At 62.3% G+C, this 22,200-nt stretch carries 18 protein-coding genes and 1 pseudogene; 9 read left to right on the top strand and 10 right to left on the bottom strand.

Annotated elements, in window-relative coordinates:
- Nucleotides 1-230 precede the first annotated feature (230 nt).
- Genes OKW26_RS01405 through OKW26_RS01395 form a run of 3 tightly spaced genes read left to right on the top strand, consistent with a single transcriptional unit; the run spans nucleotide 231 to nucleotide 3,259 of the window.
- Nucleotides 231-1,964 (top strand): pyrroloquinoline quinone-dependent dehydrogenase, encoded by a 1,734-nt coding sequence (locus OKW26_RS01405; protein WP_429352425.1) that lies wholly within the window; start codon nucleotides 231-233, stop codon nucleotides 1,962-1,964.
- Complete coding sequence (locus OKW26_RS01400; protein WP_429352424.1) at nucleotides 1,961-2,581, top strand: c-type cytochrome; 621 nt, start codon at nucleotides 1,961-1,963, stop codon at nucleotides 2,579-2,581. The genes OKW26_RS01405 and OKW26_RS01400 overlap by 4 nt, the downstream gene beginning before the upstream one ends.
- A gap of 15 nt (nucleotides 2,582-2,596) precedes the next feature.
- On the top strand, nucleotides 2,597-3,259 hold the full coding sequence (locus OKW26_RS01395; protein WP_429352423.1) for an ankyrin repeat domain-containing protein: 663 nt from the start codon (nucleotides 2,597-2,599) through the stop codon (nucleotides 3,257-3,259).
- A 9-nt stretch (nucleotides 3,260-3,268) separates the two neighbouring features.
- Here the strand turns inward: OKW26_RS01395 and gph are convergent, their stop codons facing one another.
- From gph to OKW26_RS01370, 5 genes and pseudogenes are all read right to left on the bottom strand, one after another.
- Complete coding sequence (gene gph / locus OKW26_RS01390) at nucleotides 3,269-3,955, bottom strand: phosphoglycolate phosphatase (protein WP_429352422.1); 687 nt, start codon at nucleotides 3,953-3,955, stop codon at nucleotides 3,269-3,271.
- Nucleotides 3,952-4,774: pseudogene (locus tag OKW26_RS01385) on the bottom strand (HAD family hydrolase). The gene gph and the pseudogene OKW26_RS01385 overlap by 4 nt, the downstream one beginning before the upstream one ends.
- A gap of 146 nt (nucleotides 4,775-4,920) precedes the next feature.
- Nucleotides 4,921-5,343, bottom strand: coding sequence for an ExbD/TolR family protein (locus tag OKW26_RS01380; protein WP_429352421.1), 423 nt, complete (start codon nucleotides 5,341-5,343; stop codon nucleotides 4,921-4,923).
- A complete protein-coding gene (locus OKW26_RS01375; RefSeq protein ID WP_090809011.1) occupies nucleotides 5,334-6,101 on the bottom strand; it encodes a MotA/TolQ/ExbB proton channel family protein in 768 nt (255 codons plus the stop codon). The genes OKW26_RS01380 and OKW26_RS01375 overlap by 10 nt, the downstream gene beginning before the upstream one ends.
- Before the next feature lie 58 nt (nucleotides 6,102-6,159).
- Nucleotides 6,160-6,942 carry a TonB family protein gene (locus OKW26_RS01370; protein WP_429352420.1) on the bottom strand — a complete coding sequence of 261 codons (783 nt, stop codon included), beginning with the start codon at nucleotides 6,940-6,942 and terminating at the stop codon, nucleotides 6,160-6,162.
- A gap of 179 nt (nucleotides 6,943-7,121) precedes the next feature.
- On the opposite strand from OKW26_RS01370, the gene OKW26_RS01365 reads away from it, so the two are divergent.
- Nucleotides 7,122-8,237 carry a beta-propeller fold lactonase family protein gene (locus tag OKW26_RS01365; RefSeq protein ID WP_429352419.1) on the top strand — a complete coding sequence of 372 codons (1,116 nt, stop codon included), beginning with the start codon at nucleotides 7,122-7,124 and terminating at the stop codon, nucleotides 8,235-8,237.
- Nucleotides 8,238-8,592: 355 nt separating this feature from the next.
- Here the strand turns inward: OKW26_RS01365 and OKW26_RS01360 are convergent, their stop codons facing one another.
- On the bottom strand, nucleotides 8,593-9,612 hold the full coding sequence (locus tag OKW26_RS01360; protein ID WP_429352418.1) for a phytanoyl-CoA dioxygenase family protein: 1,020 nt from the start codon (nucleotides 9,610-9,612) through the stop codon (nucleotides 8,593-8,595).
- Nucleotides 9,613-10,875: 1,263 nt separating this feature from the next.
- Here OKW26_RS01360 and OKW26_RS01355 point away from each other — a divergent pair.
- The 5 genes from OKW26_RS01355 to OKW26_RS01335 all read left to right on the top strand — a co-directional run bounded on the left by OKW26_RS01355 (nucleotide 10,876) and on the right by OKW26_RS01335 (nucleotide 19,692).
- A complete protein-coding gene (locus OKW26_RS01355) occupies nucleotides 10,876-12,168 on the top strand; it encodes an ATP citrate lyase citrate-binding domain-containing protein (protein ID WP_184061848.1) in 1,293 nt (430 codons plus the stop codon).
- A 40-nt stretch (nucleotides 12,169-12,208) separates the two neighbouring features.
- On the top strand, nucleotides 12,209-14,917 hold the full coding sequence (locus tag OKW26_RS01350) for a CoA-binding protein (RefSeq protein WP_184061847.1): 2,709 nt from the start codon (nucleotides 12,209-12,211) through the stop codon (nucleotides 14,915-14,917).
- 142 nt (nucleotides 14,918-15,059) lie between these two features.
- Nucleotides 15,060-16,385 (top strand): 2-hydroxycarboxylate transporter family protein, encoded by a 1,326-nt coding sequence (locus OKW26_RS01345; RefSeq protein ID WP_429354160.1) that lies wholly within the window; start codon nucleotides 15,060-15,062, stop codon nucleotides 16,383-16,385.
- 90 nt (nucleotides 16,386-16,475) lie between these two features.
- A complete protein-coding gene (locus OKW26_RS01340) occupies nucleotides 16,476-18,341 on the top strand; it encodes a sensor histidine kinase (RefSeq protein ID WP_429352417.1) in 1,866 nt (621 codons plus the stop codon).
- The gene (locus OKW26_RS01335; protein ID WP_429352416.1) at nucleotides 18,331-19,692 is read left to right on the top strand and encodes a sigma-54-dependent transcriptional regulator; all 1,362 of its coding nucleotides are present in this window, start codon (nucleotides 18,331-18,333) and stop codon (nucleotides 19,690-19,692) included. The genes OKW26_RS01340 and OKW26_RS01335 overlap by 11 nt, the downstream gene beginning before the upstream one ends.
- Nucleotides 19,693-19,845: 153 nt before the next feature.
- Here OKW26_RS01335 and OKW26_RS01330 read toward each other — a convergent pair whose 3' ends face one another.
- From OKW26_RS01330 to OKW26_RS01315, 4 genes are all read right to left on the bottom strand, one after another.
- On the bottom strand, nucleotides 19,846-20,232 hold the full coding sequence (locus OKW26_RS01330) for a hypothetical protein (protein WP_184061844.1): 387 nt from the start codon (nucleotides 20,230-20,232) through the stop codon (nucleotides 19,846-19,848).
- A 153-nt stretch (nucleotides 20,233-20,385) separates the two neighbouring features.
- On the bottom strand, nucleotides 20,386-21,051 hold the full coding sequence (locus OKW26_RS01325) for a DUF799 domain-containing protein (RefSeq protein WP_429352415.1): 666 nt from the start codon (nucleotides 21,049-21,051) through the stop codon (nucleotides 20,386-20,388).
- 10 nt (nucleotides 21,052-21,061) lie between these two features.
- Entirely contained in the window at nucleotides 21,062-21,433 is a 372-nt protein-coding gene (locus tag OKW26_RS01320; protein WP_429352414.1) for a DUF4810 domain-containing protein, read from the bottom strand.
- A gap of 68 nt (nucleotides 21,434-21,501) precedes the next feature.
- On the bottom strand, nucleotides 21,502-22,182 hold the full coding sequence (locus OKW26_RS01315; protein WP_429352413.1) for a CsgG/HfaB family protein: 681 nt from the start codon (nucleotides 22,180-22,182) through the stop codon (nucleotides 21,502-21,504).
- Between the last annotated feature and the right edge of the window lie 18 nt (nucleotides 22,183-22,200).

The following is a 22,200-nucleotide window of genomic DNA, read 5'->3' as shown; positions in this document are numbered from 1 at the left end:
AACACATCGCCTACCCTTAAACGAGCCGGTTTTCCGCGGACCCGTGCATCACTTCCCCCCTCTCTGCGAAGCCGACCCGTCCTGACAAAGCTAACAACGATTCGAAGTCGTACGCTTTTGTTGTCTGCGAGGGTTGCGCCATCGTGCTCTTTCACGCTGTCGTCCGCGTGGATCCATGTCGCACTCCTGCGCTGCAATTCATAGGAACAATAAAAAGCTAGGAGACGCTCATGCCATTCAACCGTATTCAGGGAATTGTCGGCCTGCCACTGCTCGCCATCGCGTTCGGCTTGCCTGCGGCTCATGCCGCCGACGAAGTACAGAACAGCTCGACCACCACCGCCGCGCCGGTGCCATCGACGCTTCAGCCCGTGACCCAGGATCAGCTCGATCGCGCCGGCAGCATGACGGCGGTCTGGCTCCATCCGAACGGCTCGTACGCGCAGACGCGCTATTACCCCGGCGCGCAGATCAACCGGACGAACGTCGCGAAGCTCAGGCCGGCGTTCATCTTCCAGACGGCCGTCAACGAGTCGATGGAAACGGCGCCGATCGTGAAGGACGGCGTGATGTTCCTGACCACGTCGTTCAATCACGTATACGCGATCGATGCGACGACGGGCAAAGAGTTCTGGCATTACAAGCACAAGATGGGTCCGGTCACGACGTTCTGTTGCGGGCCGAACAATCGTGGCGTCGCGATTTCGGGTGACCGGCTCTATATGGGCACGCTCGACTCCAAGCTCGTCGCGCTCGACGCCAAAACCGGCAACGTGCTGTGGCAAAGCCAGATCGCCAATCCCGACGAGGGCTACTCGGAAACGATGGCGCCGACGGTCGTCGACGGCAAGGTGCTGATCGGCACGAACGGCGGCGAGTACGGCATTCGTGGCTTCGTGAAGGCGTACGACGCGAATTCCGGCCAGTTGCTGTGGACCTTCTACACGATTCCGGAAACCGGCCAGGAAGGCGTGTGGGCCACCAAAGACGCGACCGGCCGCGACGAGAAGCGCGACATCGACGCGGAGAAGAAGCAGTTGGCCGACAAGGGCGGCGACTTCTACAAGACGCTCGGCGGCGGTGTGTGGATGACGCCGGCGGTCGACCGGAAAACGCACACGGTGTACTTCGTGGTCGGCAACCCGTCGCCGGACCTGTATGGCGCGATCCGGCCGGGAGACAACCTCTATACGGATTCGCTCGTCGCGATCGATCTCGACACCGGCAAGTACAAATGGCACTACCAGTACGTGCCGCACGACGTCTGGGACCTCGACGCGGTGAGCCCGCCGATCCTGATCGACGTGCGCGACAACGACGGCAAGATGATCCCCGGCATCGTGCATGCGGGCAAGACCGGTCACGTGTACGTGCATGATCGTGCGACCGGCCGTCTGATCCGCTTCTCGCAGGCGATGATTCCGCAGGAAAACATGTGGACCCTGCCGACAGCAGCCGGCGCGCGCATGCTGCCGGGCGCGAACGGCGGCGTCGAGTGGTCGCCGATCGCGTTCGATCCGCAAACGCGCCTCGTCTACGCGGCCAACCTGAATCAGCCGATGACGTACCAGGTCGAGGACGCCGCCTATCCGGGCGGCAGCAAGCTGTGGCTCGGCGGCGCCTTCAAGCTGATTCCATCCGAGGCGCAATGGGGCAAGCTGTCGGCCGTCAACGTCGACACCGGCAAGATCGCGTGGGACTACAAGACCGACCAGCCGCTGATCGGCGGCGTACTTGCAACGGCGGGCGGTCTCGTGTTCAACGGCGAGGGCAACGGCCTGTTCCGCGCGTTCGATGCCGCCACCGGCAAGAAGCTGTGGGAGTTCCAGTGCGGCGCGGGCGTCAACGCGCCGGCCGTGTCGTACACGGTCAACGGCAAGCAGTACATCGCGGTCGCGGCGGGCGGCAATACGCAGATCGACTTCAAGCGCGGCAATAGCGTCGTCGTGTTCGCGGTGCCATGAGGCGGCCGGCGCCGCGGGGAGCGCCGGGTGGGGCGCGCGCTGCATGGGTGGCGCTGCTGTGCGGCGGACTGATCGCCGCATGGCTGCCGTCGGGCGCGCGCGCCGACGCCGAGGCGGGCAAGGCGAAAGCGCAGGTGTGCGTGGCCTGTCATGGGCCGATGGGCAATTCGACCAATCCGGACTATCCGATTCTGGCCGGGCAAACCGCGCGCTACCTGTATCTGGAGCTGAAGGACTTCAAGCAGGGACGGCGCAGCGATCCGCGCATGTCGCCGATGGCGGCGAACCTGTCGAGCGAGGACATGCAGGACCTCGCCGACTACTTCGCCGCGCAGAAGCCCGTATCGGTGCCGTTCAACGCGGATGGCGCGAGCATCGAGGCGGGCAGCAAGAAGGCCGCCGAGCTGTTGTGCACGATGTGCCACCTGGGTGGCTTTTCCGGGCAGAACGAGATTCCGCGCGTCGCGGGCCAGCAGTATCAGTACATCGTCAAGCAATTGCAGGACTTCCGCTCGCACACACGCACCAACGATGCGGGCAACATGACCAGCGTGACGCGTAATCTGTCCGACGACGACATCCATCATCTGGCCGCTTATATCAACAATCTGCAGTAGCATGGGGAAGACACCATGACAGACATGTTCACTCGGCAGCTTGCGGCCGCCGTTCTGCTCGCCAGCGCATTCGGCGCATGGGTGCCGGCGCTCGCGCAGGACCAGGGGGAAATCAACCGCCAACTGCTCGCGGCCGCGAAGGACGACGATCAGCAGTCGGTCGTCGCGGCGCTGCAGCGCGGCGCGTCGGTCGATGCGATGAACCGGATCGGCGACACCGCGCTCGTCACCGCGTGCAAGAAGGGCGATACGGCGATGGCGCGCACGCTGATCGAGCGCGGCGCGAACGTGCAGCATGCGAACGCGCCGGGCGATACACCGCTGATGGCCGCTGCCTACGGCGGCTTCGACGAGATCGTCGCGCTGCTGCTCGCGCATGGCGCCGAGCCGCTCGCGACCGATCGCGTCGGCAAGACCGCGATGGAATACGCAGCGGGCCAGGGGCAAACGAAGGTCGTCGGTCAGTTGCTCGATGCGGGCGTCGACGTGAACCGGACCTACAAGAACGATCTGACCGCGCTGATGTGGGCGGCGGGATATGATCGCGCGGAGACCGCCCAGCTGTTGCTCGCGCGCGGCGCGAACCGGTCGTTGAAGGACAATCGCGGGATGACGGCGAAAGATATCGCGGTGCAGACGAAGTCGGAGCGCGTCGCGGGGTTGTTGTCGGCGGGTTAGCGGCTCGAATCACGCACGCAATGCCGGCTGCGCTTGCGCCAGAATCGCCGGCAATGCCTCGAACGAATCGATCAGCGCGTCGCAGCGCGGCAGGTCGGCGCCGCTCGCGCTGCCATAGCCATAGCTGACGATGAAGACCGGCAGACCGGCCGCGCGCGCCGCCGCGACATCGACCGATGAATCGCCGACCAGCACACAACGTTCGGGCTCGACATCGAGCAGCCGGCACGCGTGCCAAAGCGGCTCGGGCGACGGCTTCAGGCTCGCCACGGTGTCGCCCGCGACCAGCCCGTCCAGATAAGCGGCAAGCCCAGTTTTGTCGAGCAGCGCCGCCGCCAGCGCCCGCGGCTTGTTGGTCACGCACGCGCAGCGGTACCCGTGCTGCTGCAACGCGCGCAGCCCGGCCATCACGCCAGGAAAAACCCGACCCAGCGCCGCGTTGGTCACTGCGTAGTGCCGCTCGAACACGGCCTGCGCGTGGTCCAGTTCGACGTGCTCGCCGAGGCCCGCCGCATCCAGCGAGCGTTGCACGAGCTTGCGCACGCCGTTGCCGATGAAGCCAGTCACCCTGTCGTAAGGCAGCGGCGTGGCGCCGAAGTCCGTCAGCATCAGGCCGGCAGCCGCGACGATGTCCGGCGCGGTATCGACCATCGTACCGTCGAGATCGATCAGGACAGCGTGGTAGTCGCCGTTCATTGCCGTGACGCGCTCGCGTTCGCCATGGTCCGCGTTCAGTGCGGCGTGCGCAGCCGAATCGGGAGGACGCGTGGCGTCTTGATGCCAACGGCGCAGTGTCGCCAGATCCACCCAGCGATGCCATTCGCCGCGCACCATCGCAACGATCGGCGCGTGCGGATCGCCGAGATGAGGCAGCACGGCCAGCGCGCCGTCGAAGTCCTCGCGCGCGGTAAAAGCGCTCGGCGTGACCACGACGGGCACGCGCGCGGCGCGCGCTGCCAGCAGGCCGTTGCGCGAGTCCTCGAAGGCGAGACAGGCCGCGGGCTGCAAGCCGAGCTGTTCGAGCACGTGGCGATAGACGTCGGGGGCGGGCTTTTTCGCCGGCGTGGTGCCGGCGTCGCCGATCGCCGCGAAGCGATGGCGCCAACTGGCGCCGAAATGCGCTTGCAGCAGCGCGTCAAGGTTGGCGGGCGTCGTGGTCGTCGCGATCGCCACGCGTAGACCGGCCTCGTTCGCCTCGTCGATCAGACGCGCGATGCCGGGTCGTAGCGGCACGCCGCGCTCGCGCATGCGCTCGGTGTAGTGGCGCGTCTTCAGCGCGTGCAGCGCGTCGACGGCCTCTCGCGCTCGCGGGCCCCCGGCTTCCTCGCACTCGACCGTGCGCCAGTAATGCAGCAGACGCTCCTTGCCGCCCGCCACTTTCAGCAAGCTGGAATAGAGCGCTTCGTCCCAGAACCAGTCGAGGCCCGCTTCGGCGAACGCGGCGTTGAATGCGTGCAGATGAGCAGTCTCGGTGTCGGCGAGCGTGCCGTCGACGTCGAAGATGAGGGCTTGCATCGTGCGGTCCTCGCAAGGGTGGGGTGCCGTTCAGACACGCACCACGATAGCCGAGCCGTCCGCCGATTCAAATTCAGAGATTCTTTCGCCGCCGATAAGCGGGACTTTGTGTGCCGGCACGCACCGAACACGCACGCCGCGCCGCGTCATTTGCCCAACTGCGGATCGGTCACGAAGCCCAGCTTCGTCAGTCCGCCACGCTGCGCCGCCGACATCACGATCGCCACCCGCTCGTACGCCACCTTGCGATCGGCGCGCAAATGCAGCTCCGGCTGCGGCGTCGCGAGGGCGGCTTGCGCGATGCGCGCGCGCAAGGCGTCGTCGGTCACGGGCTGACCGTCCCACAGCACCGTACCGTCCGCCTGCACCGCGACGTCCACGTGCGCGGGCTTGAGCGCTTCCGGCTGACTGCTCGCGTGCGGCAGATCGATCCTGACCGCGTGTTGCAGCGCCGGAATGGTGACGAGAAAAATGATCAGCAGTACCAGCATCACGTCGACGAGCGGCGTCATGTTGATCTCGTTCATCAGACCTTGATCGTCGTCGTCGGAGAAAGGGCTCATTGCCATTCGAGGTCTCCGTCGCGGTTTGCGTTCGTCGCGTTGGTGCCGCGCGGCACCACGCGCATCTGCGGCCCGGCGCTCGACGGCAACTGCGAGCCGGTCACGAAGTACGCGTGCAAGCCGTGCGCGAAGCGCTTCAGGCGCGCGACGATCGAGCGGTTCGCGCGCGTCAGACCGTTGTAGCCGAGCACGGCGGGAATTGCGACGAAGAGCCCGAACGCCGTCATGATCAGCGACTCGCCGACCGGGCCGGCGACATGATCGATCGAGGTCTGACCGGTCTCGCCGATCACGATCAGCGCATGGTAGATGCCCCACACGGTGCCGAACAGCCCGACGAAAGGCGCGGTGCTGCCGATCGACGCGAGAATCGCGAGGCCGCTTTGCAGGCGCGCGATCGTCTCGTCCATCGTGTCCTGCAGACGCCGGGTGATCCAGTCGGACACGTCGATGCGGTCGTGCAGATGCTGCTGCGTCTGCCGATGATGCGTCGCGGCTTCATGACCCGCCAGCGCGAGCGCGAGCAGCGGGTTGTCGTGCGCGCCCGATTCCGGATGGCCGAGGCTGCGCAGCCCGTCGTCGAAGCGGTCCGCGCTCCAGAAGCGCGCGTCGCTCCGGGTTGCGCGCCTCAGGCGGATCAGTTGCCACAGCTTCACGATGATCACCGTCCACGACAGCACCGACATGATCACGAGCACGCTCAGAATGCCGCGCGTGACGATATCACCTGAATCCCAGACGTTTGCGAGTCCGTAGTGTTGCATGGCGAGTTCCTTCGTTTGGTGTCCCTGGTCTGTTTGGCGCTGCGCTCACCCTGTTGCGTCACTCGGTCAGTCCGAACACGAACGACTGCGAGTACGCGGCGCGCACCGGCGTGCCGTTTTCGGTGTACGGCTGGCAGGCGCCCGCATGGACGGCGGCGAGCGCCGCGTCGTCGAGCCGCGCGGAGCCGCTGCTGGTTTGCAGCTGCGCCGTTTCGATATGCCCGCTCAGCCCGACGACGAAACGCACGATCGCCGTGCCATGCTCGCCGCGCCGCTTCGCGATGTCGGGATAGTCGGGCTTCGGAATCGAGCAGTCGACGTGCGACACGTTGCGCGGCTCGGTCGACGCGGGCACCGCCGGATGGACGGCGGAAGCCGATGCCGCCGACGGCGCGGCGGCTGTTGGCACGGCGGCCTGCGGTGCCGCCGATGGCACGGCGGCTTGCGTGACGGGCTGCGCGGTGCTTTCGCGTGTCGGAGACGGTTTCGGCAGAGGTTTTTCCACACTGCGTGGCACCTGCGCGCGAGGCTGCGGCGCCGGTTTGACGCGCACGGCGGGGTGCGTGACCGGCGGCGTTGGCGCCGTCGGAACGACAGCGGCGGGTGGGGGCGGCGCGGGAGGTGAAACAACCGGAGCGGGAGGCTCGGGGCTCAGCAGCGACGCGGTGATCGTGCGCGGCTCGACCGGACGCTCGACGATCCGGTTACGCGCGCTCAACGCGATGGCGAGCAGCACCAGATGCGCGGCGATCACGGCGCCCAGCACGATGGCCGCGCGACGGTAACCGGCCGCGGCATTCGTAGGACTTGCTGGGTTCACCATGGCAACTTGCAGCATCATCGCCACCTCCGCGCTCATTGTCCCCCGCCGACCCCGCTTTTCAAACCCGCGACGGCCGGCGCGAAGCAATTCGGGAAAATCTCCCGCCGATCCGCGTTGTCAAACAATCGCCCGGTGGGCTACCTTGAAATGATGACGCGAACCATCGCGGCGCCGCCATATCAACCCGGAGTACAACGATGCTGGAGACACGGATTTTCCCCCGACCACCACGCCGTTCCCTCGCGCTGGCCTGCGCGCTCGTGCTGGCCGCGAGCGCCGCGCATGCCGCGGCCGCGCCGCTCGCCTACGTGACGAGCGAGAAGGCCGGCGTCGGCGTGATAGATCTCGACCAGATGACGCTCACGCAGACCTTTCCGGTCGGCGCCGGTGGCCCGCGCGGCCTGAGCCTGAACGCAGACGGCACGCGTTTGCTGGTCGCCAACAAGAACACGAACGATCTCGCGGTGATCGACACCGCCACGGGCAAGGTCGTCCAGCGCGTGAAGATCGGCAAAAACCCTGAATATGTGCGGGTGCGCAACGGCTACGCGTACGTGACCTACGAGCCCGGCGAGGACGGCGGGCCGCCGGGAGCCAAACCCGACGCGAAGGGGGACAATAAGCCCGCAGCGAACGCGGGCAACAAGCCCGGCGCGGACGACGACGACGCGAACAAGCCGCCCGCCGAAATCGCGATCATCGATATGAAAAACTGGCACGTGATCCGTTCGGTCACGAGCGGCCACGAAACCGAAGGCATCGAATTCTCGCGCGACGGCCAGATGATGCTGGTCACCAACGAAGGCGACGATACGGTGTCGATCTATCACACACGAACCGGCGCGCCGATTCGAACCGTGAAGCTCGCGGCGGGCGGGCGGCCGCGCGGCATCCGGCTGTCGCCTGACGGCAAGCATTATGTTGTCACGCTGGAGTCGCTCAGCAAGTTCGTCGTGATCGACGCGCACACGTTCGACGTAGTCAAGACCGTCGACACCAAACTCGGGCCCTATGGCGTCGCGTTCGGTCCCAACGGTCAGCGGCTTTTCGTGGCCGCCGCGCGCGACAAGGTGGTGCAGGTGTTCGACGGCCACACGTACGAACATGTCGCCGATGTGCCGGTCGGCCAGCGCTGCTGGCATTTCAGCTTCACGCCGGACGGCTCGAAGCTGATGGTCGCGTGCGGTCGCTCCGACGCGGTTTACGTGCTCGACGCGAAGAGCTATCAGCCGCTCAAGCAGATCGGTGAGCTGCCGCTCGCGTGGGGCATCGTCACGTATCCGCACAGCGACGGCTCGATCGAATCGCATTGAGCGAGGCGGGCGAATGAGCTGTTATCGGGTCTTGCCATACCAGTACGTTCGCGCGCAGCACCGCCGCCGCGAGCTGTTCGCGGGTGAGGATCATTGCGCGTCTCCAAAAAACGAAACAGCCCCGTCGAAGCGGGGCTGTGTTGATGAAACAGGCGGGGAAATCAGGAAGTGCGACGCGTCGCGAGTGCCCGGTCGATGAACCAGAAGGTCACCGTCCCGCTAAAAATTTCCATGTCACTTGACGTCCAGATGAGATCCGTCGCATCCGCAAGCGATGCAACGAGCTCGTTCAAGAAGAAGGACTCCCTAAGTCAGCAACCTATATAAGAGAGCAGGCGAGCCGCCGCGCAACCGACTACCTTTTGATGAGCCGCCTGAGGGCGAGTCGGACAGACTGCGGGAGCCTGGAAAAAGCCCCGCGGGAGAGGCGATACAAAACATATCTCGTCATCACGCGGATAATCTTCTGGTCGAGGGGCAAGGAGTTCAGCGTGGTTTTTGGAAAGACCTCATAGTCGGACCGTTGCCCAAAGCCCAAAAACATCGAGATCTGGTCATTCAACCGGGTGATGAATTCGGTGTTGACGATAATCGGCTCGGACCTTTGGATTTCGCTGTCTACCTGGAGGAAGACGCTTTTCCTGACGAAATTCTTGTTGTTGACGGGCCTCGCTCTGTGTATGCCGTATGTGTTGTAGATCAGCAAGGAGCCACTGGGCATCTTGAAGCTTCTGATCGCGGACTCGTAGTTCGCTTCGATAAACTCGTCGGTATAGTCGCTATATGCCTTTTCGCCCGACCAAAGGTGAGAGCCTTCGATATATTGAAACTCGCCATCCTCGACCTCCGAGACATAAAAAATAAAGATGATTCCCGGAATATGAGCGAATGCTTTGTCAGTCTTGTTGTCGGTGTGCCACTGCATATGGTGTCCACCATATGTTTCATAATAACGCAGCGCTTTCAGCCGGAATTCGTTGCCCAGATATCGCTCGCAGATTTTGAGCACTAACGACGAGGTGGCAAAGTTGTAGAAGGTCTTCGAAACTGCGAGAAGATTGGTCAGGTAGTACTGTTTCTCGGAGTAGACGCCGCTGATGGAGTTTTCATTCAGCCCAAGTCTCGTTTGTGTCGCGTCGCGCTCGATGGTTTTCAGCGTGTATTGCGATATCGCCGAGGGGAAGGCGTAATATCCATTTACATTTAGATCGCTGACGATCTGATCGATGTCGACAGAGAGAAACTCACTGCAAAATAATGCTGCTTCATTTTGCTTGTCACCGGCCCGGACACGACGTGAGCTTGCCGGTGTCTCGTCGACGCTGATTTCAAGGCTGCAGCCCGAATCGTCAATATTGAGGGGCGCGCTTGCCATTGCTTTCTCCCATGGTTTTTTGGACCTCTCACTGCCCGTCTGTCGAATCGAAATGGATAAATGGATGCTAGTTGCAGGGACGTCGTCGAAATCGCGGAGTCGGAAGACGACAAGATTTTGGCCAGCCGAGACCCGAGGCTGCGCCAGTTAGCGAAAAGATCACGAGCCGTGATCTCTGATCGTCTCCCGTTTGTGTGACGAGAACCGCGCCTGGCGCCGCGAAGCCGAAACCGGAGCTGCGGCAGCTGAAGAGGCACCGGCGCGCGCAATCGCATCCCCAAGCTTGCCGAATGGCAGTTTGGGGTCGAGCATAAGCATTCAGCGAGGCCACGGTGGCAGCCGTTCGAAGTCGTCGCGCGGTGAATGGGCCGATCTGGAGCGATGGGCGGATGCGTTAGCGTCGATCGACGAACGTCGGCAAAGGCCGAAACGCAGCGTTCGACCCTGCGAAATGAATGGCCGTTTGCGAGCGGAGCCGACTTTCGAATGTCCCAGCTATGGTGCGGGCGAATGACGCTTCATGACCGAACGCGGCCGACCGCGAACGCACCAGATCGACCCACTGCCGCCGCTGAACACCGGCGGGACTCGGCGGCAGCTTTCAAGTCCGACAACGGCCACTTGTCCTGCCGCATCGGACGGCAATAAACCGGCCTTCGCGGGCATTGGAGTCCGCTCGCATCCTGGTCAGTCGCGCAGTCGATTTATTTGCTGATTTTGGGAATGGCCTGACGGTATCTTCGGCAAGAAGCACTGGTCACAGCGGACAGCTGGGAAATGCGCGCTGGCGACTGCGTCCCCGATGCCCGAATGCGACGTCAATTTTTCCACGCTCGGCTTTCTACGGCGGCTGAAGTCTCAGCCTGCACGGCCGGCGGATTCTGACTTTCGAGAATCGGTTCGTCTGCCAGTCATTTTCAGGTCAATGAAATCCATATAAATCAATAAGATACGCGACCTCCACGTCAGGCGATCGATGGCACGGGCCTTGCGTTGTTTAACGCATAGAGCATTCAACGCCATTAAAGCAGTCCACATAGGACTCACCTGCGGAGACGACATCCATGATTCGATTTATCCCCCCGCGCTCACGCGCGCGGCGCTACTAAGCCGCAACTCGACTTTTCCCACTCTGCCCTGGTCACCGACTGCCTCCCGCGGACGGCGGGACAGATGCGTCCGTCGATTGTTCGTCACTGTATCCGGCACGCCCGACGATGCCACCCCGCAGTCCCTTCAGAAAGCAACCCGCAAGGAGACGATATGCAAGTCACTGGTATGTTGTACGGCTCAAGACTGTTGAAATTCGGCGGTTTTCCCACTGCCGAAGTTCTCGGCCCTGACGCAAGCGAAGAGCAGATCAAAGCCCTGATCGATCGTCATGGCTCGGTATTCGTGAAGCCGATGTTCAAGGGTGGGATAGGCAAAAAGGGCAAGGCGGGACTCATCGGGCGAGCAAGCGACCTGAAAACCGCACTGAAGGAGAAGGAGCGCCTGTATTTCACCGAACATCGGCATGGAAATCAGACCGCCAAGGCTAATGGCGTGACCTTCGAAGGCGCAGTGCCGGCGCAGCACGAAGTGTATTTCTCGATCACTGATTCGACGCGCTTCAGGGCGCCCACGATGACACTCACGCATCACGGCGGCGTCGACATCGAAGAACTTGATCCGAGCATGATCGTGCACGTGCCGTTCGATCCGCTCACCGGACTGAAGGCGTTCGTCGTCGCGAACGCGCTGTCGCGCCTGAACGCGCCTAAGGAAATCATCTCGCCGCTGGTGCAACACTTGCCGAAACTGTGGGAGCTCTATCACAACTTCGGTATGACGACGCTCGAGCTGAACCCGATTCGCATGCAGCCCGGTCGCGATGGCCGGCTGACGCCAGTCGCATGCGATTTCAAATGCGGCTTTGATCGCGACGACGTTCGCTGGCAGCGGCTCGACATACCCGCGCACGTGTTCTCGGTCGACTATTCCGATTTCGAATCAGAGATCAACCAGTTGCGGACCTACCAGGGTCAAAGCGACGTCTACGTGATCAACGAAGGCGGCACGATCCTCGCGCCGACTTTTGGCGGCGGGGCCAACTCGCTGGTGTCGGAGATCCTGGGCGACGACGCGATCATTTCCTCGGACTTCGGTGGGAATCCTCCCTACGAAAAGATGAAGGAAGTGGCTCGCATCTGTTTCAAGCACTGGCTGAAACAGACCAACGTGCTGTTCATCATCGGCGGGAAGTCGAACAACACCGATATCTTCGAGACGCTGCGCGCAATGGCCGATGCGTTGCGCGAGCATTTCAGCAAGAACGGACCGACGCCGCTTTACGTGGTGATCGGGCGCGGCGGCCCTAATCTTGTACGCGGCATGGGCGCAATGCGTGACACCTGCGATGCGCTCGGCCTGCCCTACAGCATTTTCGGGTTCGATTCGGATATCAGCGAAGTCATCCAGTACGCGAAGGCGGCGGACGCGTGGATGAAAGCAGGCGGCCGCGAGCTGGTCACCGCGACGCTCAACAGTGCGCAAGGCGCGCCCGCCCAAGCCTGAGCCTTCATGACTCGAGCATAAATCAATCCGGAGGAAGACCATGTACAGGCAAGGTGCAGGAGATTTCAAATACTACGTCGGCATCAGTTCGCTCGCGCAGGCTGCCTGCCGCGAGGACCGCGTGTGCGTGCTGAACATACTCGGGGGCGAGTCGCGGCAAGTCACGCCGGTGGGCCACGCGTATTCGGGAGGTAACGTCGTTTTCGGCACGTCGCCCGGACGCCGCGGACAGGTGCTGGAGACTTCGCTTGGCAATATCCCCGTGTACAACAGCGTGCTGGAAGGGCTGCAGGACGGCCATCATTTCAACTGCGGCGTGATCTATTTGCCGCCATCCGCCGCGCGCGACGGTGTGGCCGAACTGATTCGCGTTAATCCAGAACTGAAGAAGATCTTCATCGTCACGGAGAAATTGTCCGTGCACGATTCGCGCGAAATACGTGCGATGGGACAGCAAAACGGCATTGACATCTTCGGCGGCAATAGCCTCGGTATTGCCGATGCGTGGAACCGCGTGCGCATCGGCGGCGCACTCGGCGGCGATAACCCTGACGAGGCACTCAGGAAAGGCTCGATCGCGATCTTCTCAAACTCGGGAAATTTCACGACAACGATCGCGACGTACCTGCGAATGGCCGGCTGGGGAACGACTACGCTTATGTCGAGTGGGAAGGACGTTTATATCCATTTCGCGGCGCCGGAGTTCGCGTTCGCGCTCGCCAATGACGCGCGCAGCAAGGCGGCCGTGCTGTACTCGGAGCCGGGCGGATACTACGAACTCGAAGCGAATTTCAGCAAGCCGGTGGTCGCCTGCGTGGTCGGCCGCTGGAAGCAGAAACTGACGCGCGCGGTCGGCCATGCGGGAGCATTGGCCGGCGGCAACGACGACGCTGCATCAAAAGAGCGCTGGTTCATGGAGAAGTTTGGCGTCGATCGACCGTTCACACCGGACGATCCGGTGTGCAGCGCAAAAGGCGCGCTCGTAACCAATATCGCCCACATTCCGGCGGCTCTGACGGCGGTGATGCATGAAAACGGCGCGCGGCCCGACTTCGCGCCAGAAGGCAGTCTCGCGCTCAAGCCATGGTTTCGCTCGTCAATAGGAATTGCATTGCCGCCCGAGCTCGACCTGCCGGTTGTCACAGCGTTGCCGCCGTATGACGCACAGATCGCCGCGCTAAACCAACAGGTCGGCATCGTGTTGCCCCGCCAGAATATGAAGGACGCTTCGGGCGCATCGCAGATGGACCCGGACACGCAGGTGACAAGTCTGCACGGCGTGCCGGTGCTACAGGCCGCGCAGTATTCGCTCGAGGGCAACCTTTGCCTCGCGCTGTTGCACGAACCGGGGGGCACAAACGACGCGAAACTCGTCAGTGTTGCGGTCGGTGCCGAACTCAACCTGCATGGCGATACGACGCTCGCGGCGGCGCAGGCCGCTCGTGACGCGGGCAATGCGCCAAACAGCGTACTCGCGGCGGCGGCGAGCATTGTCGGCCCGGGTCGCGCCGACGGCGCGCGCCGGGCCGCGCGAGCGTTGGTCGAACTCGGCACCACGGCTGCCTTGCGGGACGCGCTCGACGAGGGGCTCGAGTTGTCGTTGCGGCAGTCCGACGATGCCGAGACGCGAGCCTTGCTCACGTGTGAGGTGCCTGACGAAAAGGCCCAGGCGATGCTCGCTGGCCTGACGGATAGAGAGGCGAAGTCCGCGTTCATCCGCTATTTACAGGGCCTCGACGGACACCCGAGCGCCGATGCCGTGCTGGCTGCAATCACCACGACGCTCGCGTGGGGGCCGTTGATGCGCAAACGCGTATCGCGGATGACCGTCGAAAACCTGCCATGGTGGATGCGCCTGTTCGGAACGCTGATCGGCGCGTCGGTCGACGCCGGACAACATGAAGCGGGACGCTTCTGCGGTATCGCGATGGACGAGGTGCTAGGACAGCGCTCGCTGACCGATGTTGCGTGCGCTGCGTTGATTGGGGGCAAGCCGGATGAAGCTGAGCTGTTTGGATTTCAGACACTCGTGGGCCTGCTGCTCACGAACGGACCGGGCGCGATTTCCGCGCAGGGCGCGAAGGGCGCGGTATCGGCGGACGGTCCCGAAACGCCGGAACGAGTCCAACTCAACAAAGCGATGGTCGGCTTTCTCACCCACGCGGGCTACGCGCATGGCGGCAATGGCTTCGAGGGGGTGGCGTTCCTGCTTGAGCGTTTCAAGGAGGTCGCGATGACCGATCCCGGTGATCCGGCGCACGGTCTCGACCTGAAAGCGATGGCTGCCGGATTCGCACGTGCATATGGCGAGGAGCGGACACAACGCAAGGAGGTCGGCGCACAGCAAGCCACGGCACTGCCCTGCATCAACCATCCGGTGTTCAAGGGCAAGCCCATCAACGTCGATCCCCGTGAGGCGTTCGTGCGTCAACGCTTCGAGGCTCGGGGCGAGTACAACGTCTTCCACGACTACTACCGTGCGCTGGTGCAGGCGTTGTACGACGAAAACGTGACGCGCAACGTGTTCGCGGTCAACGTGGATGCAGTGATTGCCTCGGTGTTGCTGAAGATGCTGTGGGCGCGCCATCGGGCTGGCGAGTTCTCCAGTCAGGCGCTGGAGACCGCGGCCTTTACCGTGTTCCTGTATGGCCGGATGATCGGCTGCGCTGCGGAGGTTGACGACCACTTGAATCGCGGTCGCAACCTGGACACTCGCACACCTCAGGCAAACGTGCGATTCGTCGCGTGAGAGCCAAAAGCTGTATTACGATCGACTGATCAGTCCGAAGACCGGGCCGCATTCGACTGATTTATCGGAATGCAGCACCGGGCTTCAAACGCCGAGGAGACACGTCGTGCCAGTCACTCCACACACATCACAGCCGGTACCGGTGCCGGCGCCGCAACCCGAAATCAAGCCCCGATTCTGGCCTGAGGGCTGGTGGAAACTGATGGAATACCGGATCGGCATTATTCCGCTGCCGGTCTACGTTATCCTGCTCGCGCTGATCGCGGGTTTCGCGGTCACCGGAAAGGTGCCCGGCGAGATATCAATGGCGATCGCCGTATTGGCCTTCTTCGGTTTCACCTGCGCGGAGATCGGCAAGCGCCTGCCGATCGTGCGCAATATCGGCGCGGCCGCGATCTTTGCGACCTTTATACCTTCCGCGCTGACCTACTACCACCTATTGCCCAAGCCAATCCTCACGCTTACCACGGATTTCACGAAATCGACCAACTTCCTGTACCTGTTTATTGCGTCGATCATCGTGGGCAGCATTCTGAGCATGGACCGGCGTGTGCTGATTCAAGGCTTCATCAAGATCTTCGTTCCGCTCGGGCTCGGCTCGGTCGCGGCGGGCATCGTCGGGACGCTGGTCGGCACGGCACTCGGGCTCGGCGCGCGCCATACGTTGTTCTATGTCGTGGTACCCATCATGGCGGGCGGCATCGGCGAAGGCGCGATACCTTTGTCGATCGGCTATTCAGAAATCCTTCATCTGCCGCAGGGCGAATTGTTCGCCTTGGTGCTGCCGCCCGTGATGCTTGGCAGTCTCACCGCGATCATCTTCGCGGGCGCGCTCGATATGGTCGGCAAACGCTTTCCGCATCTCACGGGTCAGGGGCGTTTGCAAGCCGGCGAGGTGGACCAGATGAACCCGGTGGAGGAAGAAATTCGCGGGCACGTCGACGTCTCCCACATCGCGGCGGCTGGAATCACTGCCATTACGCTGTACCTGCTGGGGCTGATGTGTCGCAACATGTTCGGGCTGCCCGCGCCGGTGGCCATGCTGTTTCTCGCGGTGCTGGTCAAGCTCGCGCGGGCGGTATCGCCGCCATTACAGGAAGGCGCGTTCGTCGTATATAAGTTTTTCTCGACGGCCGTGACCTATCCGCTGCTGTTCGCGATCGGCGTGGCGATGACGCCGTGGGACAAACTGATGGCTGCGTTCACGCTGGCGAACATCGTCACGATCGTCGCGACGGTGGCCACACTGATGGGGACCGGCTTCCTGGTCGGGCGCATGTTGAAGATGTACCCTATCGACACAGCGATCGTGAACGCCTGTCACAGTGGGCAGGGCGGGACCGGCGACGTCGCCATCCTCACGGCGGCCAACCGCATGCAACTGATGCCGTTTGCGCAGATTGCCACCCGCATTGGCGGGGCGATTGTCGTCACGGTCACGCTGATCGTTCTAGCGCGCATGGGATGATGAGTTGCTATTGGCAAGCGTCGGGACGCCGTTCCCCACGTCGGGATCGGCAGTCATTCTGCAATTGAGCGCCGCGGGGCGACCTTGGGCATGAAAATAAGCGGTATTCCGTTGTGGGGATGGATGGCCGCCGCCGCGCTTTACGTCGGTGTGGCTGCCGCCGCGGTCGAGTTTGCGTGGGACCGTTCTATCGATGCGCTTGTGGAGACCGGCGCACACCGGCTCGACCTGTATGCTGCCAGCCTCAGGAGCGAGTTCGGACGCTACGAGATGATGCCTTCGATCGTCGCCAGGCAGGAAAGCGTGCGCGCGTTGTTGAGTGCGATGCCCCACCCACCGGCCGGACTTCTACAGACGGTCAATACCTATCTTGACGCAGTGAATCGCGACGCCGGCAGCGTTGCCGTAGACGTGATCGACCAGCACGGTCTGGTCATCGCCGCGAGCAACTGGAATCGGCCAGAAAGCTTCGTCGGCACCAACGTGTCTTATCGGCCGTATTTCCAGGACGCGCTCGCACATGGATCGGGCCGGTTCTTCGGTATCGGCACGAACACCGGCATGCCTGGCCTCTATTTCGCGAGCGCGGTGCGAGAGGATGGCGGGCCGATCGGGGCCACGGCCGTCAAGGTCAGCGTAGACGCGCTTGAATCTGCGTGGAGAGTGCCGGGCGTCGCGGCGATGGTGATCGATAGTAACGGCGTGATTGTCATTTCCACGGTTCCGGCGTGGAAGTTCACGTCGCTTAGACCGATAACGGCACAGCAGCAACGCCAGATCCAGGCATCGCGGCAATATGCCGGCCGTAGCGTAGAAGCGCTGCCATACCGGCGTCTCGGTGACTGGGACACTTCGGCGTGGTTTGCACGCTTTCCCGACTGGAGTCGCCCAGGCCACGAGCGGCGATACCTGGCAATGTCGCGAACCGCGCCCCAGGCCGGCGATTCGATCATGATTCTGCTCGACGTGTCCAGCGCGCGGCGCCAGCAACAAATCGCGCTTGCGTTCGTCACGGGGGGCTTCCTCATCATCGGACTGTATTGCCTCTATGCGATCCAGCGCCGCCGCGCCATAGCGGAAAAACTCAGGGCACAGGACGCGCTGCGCAGCGCCAATGATCGGCTGGAGATCACGGTTCGCGAGCGCACGGCGGCACTGACGCAGGCCAATGAAAGGATGCGGGAGGAGATTGTCGAGCGCACACGCACCGAGCAGCTACTGCGGGATTCCCAGCAAGAGGTCGTGCATGCGGGCAAGCTCGCGGTGCTCGGACAAATGGCGGCCGGTCTGACGCATGAACTGAACCAGCCGCTCGTTGCCATCAAAACGCTCTGCGACAATGCACGGACGTTTTTCGAACGCAATCAGCCTGCGCCTGCCATCGGAAACCTCGAGCGAATTTCGCGGCTCGTCGACAGCATGGCGATACTCACAAGCGAACTTAAGACCTTCGCCCGCAAGCCTGAATTCGAACGTGTCGCGGTGTCACTGAATGAAGCGGTCGCGCATGCGGTGCTGATCTACGAAGCACGGATTCGCGATGAGCAGGTGCAACTCGATGTCCTGATCCCGGCCGGCACGACGATATGCGCAGAGCCGAGCCAGCTGCAGCAGGTGATCGTCAACCTGCTCGGCAATGCGCTGGATGCCGTCGCGGATCAGGATAAGCGCGTGATCGCCATCGAAGCTTCCAGAACCGAACGGCCGAGCCGTGTGCGGTTCACCGTCAGCGACAGTGGCGCGGGCATCGCGCCGGAGGTTCTGGCGCATCTATTCGAACCATTCGTGACGACGAAGCCGCGAGGCCGCGGCCTGGGTCTCGGGCTCGCGATTACCTCGCGTCTTGTGGACGGCTTTGGGGCGCGAATCTCCGCTGCAAACCGACCCAACGGCGGCGCACAATTCACGATTGAATTCTCCGTGGCGACGGAGCAGGAGGCAGCCAATGGGCGATGAGATCAGCGTTGTTGTGGTCGAAGACGATGAGAACGTGCGTCTCGGCGTCGAGCAGGCGGTTGCTTTGGCTGGCTTTCCAGTGCGGGCGTATGAGTCGGCGGCCGCGGCGCTGGCGGAGGTCGCACCGGGTGCACCGGTGGTGATCGTGTCCGATGTACGGATGCCGGGCATCGACGGTCTGAAATTGCTCGAACGTGTCCTTGCGCTCGATCCACAGATCCCTGTTGTACTGATCAGCGGGCACGCGGACATCGCGACAGCGGTGGGGGCGATGCGAACGGGCGCCTATGATTTCATCGAGAAGCCTTTTTCGTCGGACCACATCGTGAGTCGTGTGACACGCGCAGTCGAGAAGCGCCGTCTAACGCTCGAAGTGCAGGGTTTGCGCGCGGCATTGCACAACTGGCAGGGAATAGAGGCGCTTGTGCTCGGCAAGTCACCCGCGATCGTCGAGGTTCGACGGAAAATCCTGCGGCTGGCGGATACCTCAGTGTCGGTGCTGATTACCGGCGAAACGGGCACGGGCAAGGAACTGATCGCCCGTGGACTGCACGATTTCAGTGGGCGCCGCGATCATCATTTCGTTGCGCTCAACTGTGGCGGCTTACCGGAGCAGCTATTCGAGAGTGAGCTATTCGGTCATGAGGCCGGTGCGTTCACGGGTGCAATCAAGAACCGCATCGGCAAGATCGAATGGGCCACCGGCGGCACGCTCTTTCTGGACGAGATCGAAACCATGCCGATCGCATTGCAGATCAAGATGCTGCGGGTATTGCAGGAACGCCAGATTGAGCGACTGGGCTCGAACGAGGCGATAGCTGTCGATTGCCGGATCGTGGCGGCATCGAAGGCAGATCTCGTCGAACTTGCGACAGACGGACGTTTCCGCGCTGACCTGCTGTATCGGTTGAACGTCGCGCTGATCGATTTACCCCCTCTGCGCGAACGTCGAGAAGACATACCGCTGCTATTCGAGCATTTCGTACTCGCTGCCGCACTTCGTTTTGGGTTGTCGGCTCCGATTGTGTCTGCATCCCAGGTCTCGGAGCTAATGACGCATCAGTGGCCGGGCAATGTGCGGGAATTACAGAACGTCGCGGATCGCTTTGTCCTTGGGCTCGATGGCGACCGCCTGCTGCCGGCCGGCGGGCAGCGGATTAAAACCGGAACGCTTGCGGAGCAACTTGCCCATTTCGAACACATGCTGATCGCGGATATGCTGCGGCGGCACAACGGGAATATCGCCGAGGCCAGCGCTGAACTGGGAATGCCGAAAAAGACGCTCTATCACAAGGTGCGTCAACTGAAGTTTCCGGGCGGAGACGAGCAAAGCGAAGGACTCGACGCTTGAGGGAGCGCCCCGATCATGCAGCGCTCAATATCGCGAATCGTGGCTGCTTCCTGGGTGGAACGGACGTGTGAATGTCCGAGTAACGACGCGAACGAATGACGGTTGATGGCCGCACTGAGACCGACGATCTGACGTCGTCTGTCTGACCAAGTCCTATTTTCTACGCAGCGACTGACTACCCGGCAACGGCGATGTCGCAGCCGAATGGACAAACCGGCACAGCCGGTCGCACGATTCGATATAACGATATTTCGGCACACTGCCAAGCACCTCGTCGTAACGCGACGCGACCTGTCCGACAGTGACGGTATGTTCCGTCGACACCTGCCAGCAATGCCCCTGTGCGGCAGCGGAGATGCTGCTGTCCAGCACGGTCCCCGCTTCGCGAAAAAGCGCGACGTCTGCTTCCGGGCAAGCGGTTCCGAGCATGAAGTACGTCATATAGAGCATCCGCAGCAGACTCACCATCGTCTCTGCCGTCCCGTGCCCGGATCGAAAGACCGCCAGAGCAAGATGGCCTTCCAGAGAAAGATCGCTCAAGAAAGCCACACGCACCATAAAGCCCTCGATTGAAGAGATCCTGCATAGGGACCGGCAGCTTTTGCGTCAGGAATACAAATGCGGTGCCGTCGACAACCCAGTACCGTACGAGCCATCTGCCGCCACAGCCGGTCCCTGCTGATCGAGGATTGTTCAATCAGTGCCGTATTGAGGTGACCGTGGCCCGTAAAGCAGCCCGTTCGGCGGCCCGGCATGCAGAAGCCGATAGCTCGTCACTCCGGCAATATCGTGCCCCCTGTCCGTCAGCGAATTCGCAACCTGCTTGATCGCTGCCATGACCAGCATGCCGATCAGGCTACCGCCAGCATTGTTGTTGCCCTCATTGCTGTTGGCGCTCGCACTACCCTGCCATAGCACGTCACCGGTCTTGAGATCGACCAGCCTGGCGGACGCCGTTACTACTGTTGCACTGTCGACGATGTGGTACACGGAGCCGTACTGTGTGATCTTCGAATACAGCGCGGCGTCAGCACCGAAGATCTCCCGAAGCTTCGCGGGGGAGGTTGCCTGAATATCGGCCGGGACGGTCAGGCCGTTCTGGCGGAATGTCTCATCCATCACCGCCACTGGCACCACGTAGTAACCCGATTCGGCGAGTGGCATCGTCATCTGCGAAAGCATGCTGTTCGTCGCCTGCACGTCGGTCGTCTCGTTTTCGGGCGGTAGAACGAGGATTGAGTGCGGCCGGCTGTTCCTGAAAGCGGTGTAATCGGCATGCTTGACGGGTTGCGCACACGCAGCTAACAACGCGAACGTCGAGAGGGCAAACCAAAGTCTGAAAGAAAGGAATCTGGACATGACGACTCGCTTAAGGCTGTTTCGTTTTATGTTTCATCAGGAAGTCCATGTAGGTCGAGGACTCCGGAAACAGTTGCTTCTCAGACTCGAACTCCTGCATGGCCTGGGTATCGTTCCCGACACTCGCGTACAGCATGCCCAATTGCGCATGAAATCCCGGCGGCGGCATGTGCCCCTTGCCGCTGATGTCCTGGAGGGCCTTTTCCAGCGCATCGATCTGCTCCTGCGGAGCCTTTTCTCCCTTGAGATAGTCGTACACGGCCGGCTGGTAGCCGGTCCACTGGTAAAGCGGCTGGGGGCGGTTCGCCGCGCATCCCGTGAGGAGCATGGCTGTCGCCATTACTGGCAGACAGATTCCCCGCATCATGCGGCTATGTTTCATCGTGAATCGCGTCATTATGTTTATTGCAGCTACGGTTGAAAGTGGATGGCCGCAATGGCCCGGCGCACTTACTGTGCGGCCTTGAGCGTACCTGCATCGACCTGCTCGACCAGGTGATTGACGGCCTCCTGGATCGCCAGATCGAGCACCTTGCCGTTGAGCGTCGAGTCGTAGCCGGCGGTTCCGCCAAAGCCGATGACTTCACGGTTCGAAAGGCTGAACTCGCCCGCTCCCTGGCTCGACGCCACGACTTCCGATGTCGTCGTGTCGACGACGTTCAGGCTGACCTTTGCGTAGGCCACCTGACTCTTGCCACGGCCGAGGATGCCAAATAGCTGCCGGTCGCCAACCTCCTTGCGACCGAACTCCGTTACGTCCCCGGTGATGACGAAGCGCGCCCCCTTGATCGATTGTGCTTTTTTGAGGAAGCCTGCTTCCTGGCGGATTTCGTCGAGGTTGTCGCGATCGAGCACATTGAAGCGCCCAGTCTGCTGGAGCGCCGTCATCAGGATGGTTTTGGACTGACCACCGAGACGGTCAACGCCGTCCGAGAAGATGCCGCGCATATAGCTCGACCGGTTGTCGAACTTGCCGACTGAAATGCCGATGGGTTGGCCCACCGCTGGCTTCTGCGCACTGGCGACGGGAGACACCGGCAGCGAGCGCGACGACTCGGTTGCACATCCGCCCAGCGCCATCACAACGGCAACAGCAACGGCTCCAAGCCCATTCGTTTTCGATAACTTCATTTTGTTTTCCTCTTTGTT

The sequence above is a fragment of the Paraburkholderia sp. 32 genome, assembly GCF_050435345.1.
Taxonomy (GTDB): Bacteria; Pseudomonadota; Gammaproteobacteria; order Burkholderiales; family Burkholderiaceae; genus Paraburkholderia; species Paraburkholderia tuberum.
The sequence above is the reverse complement of the archived record's forward strand: the minus strand, read 5'-3'. Positions and strand labels throughout refer to the sequence as shown.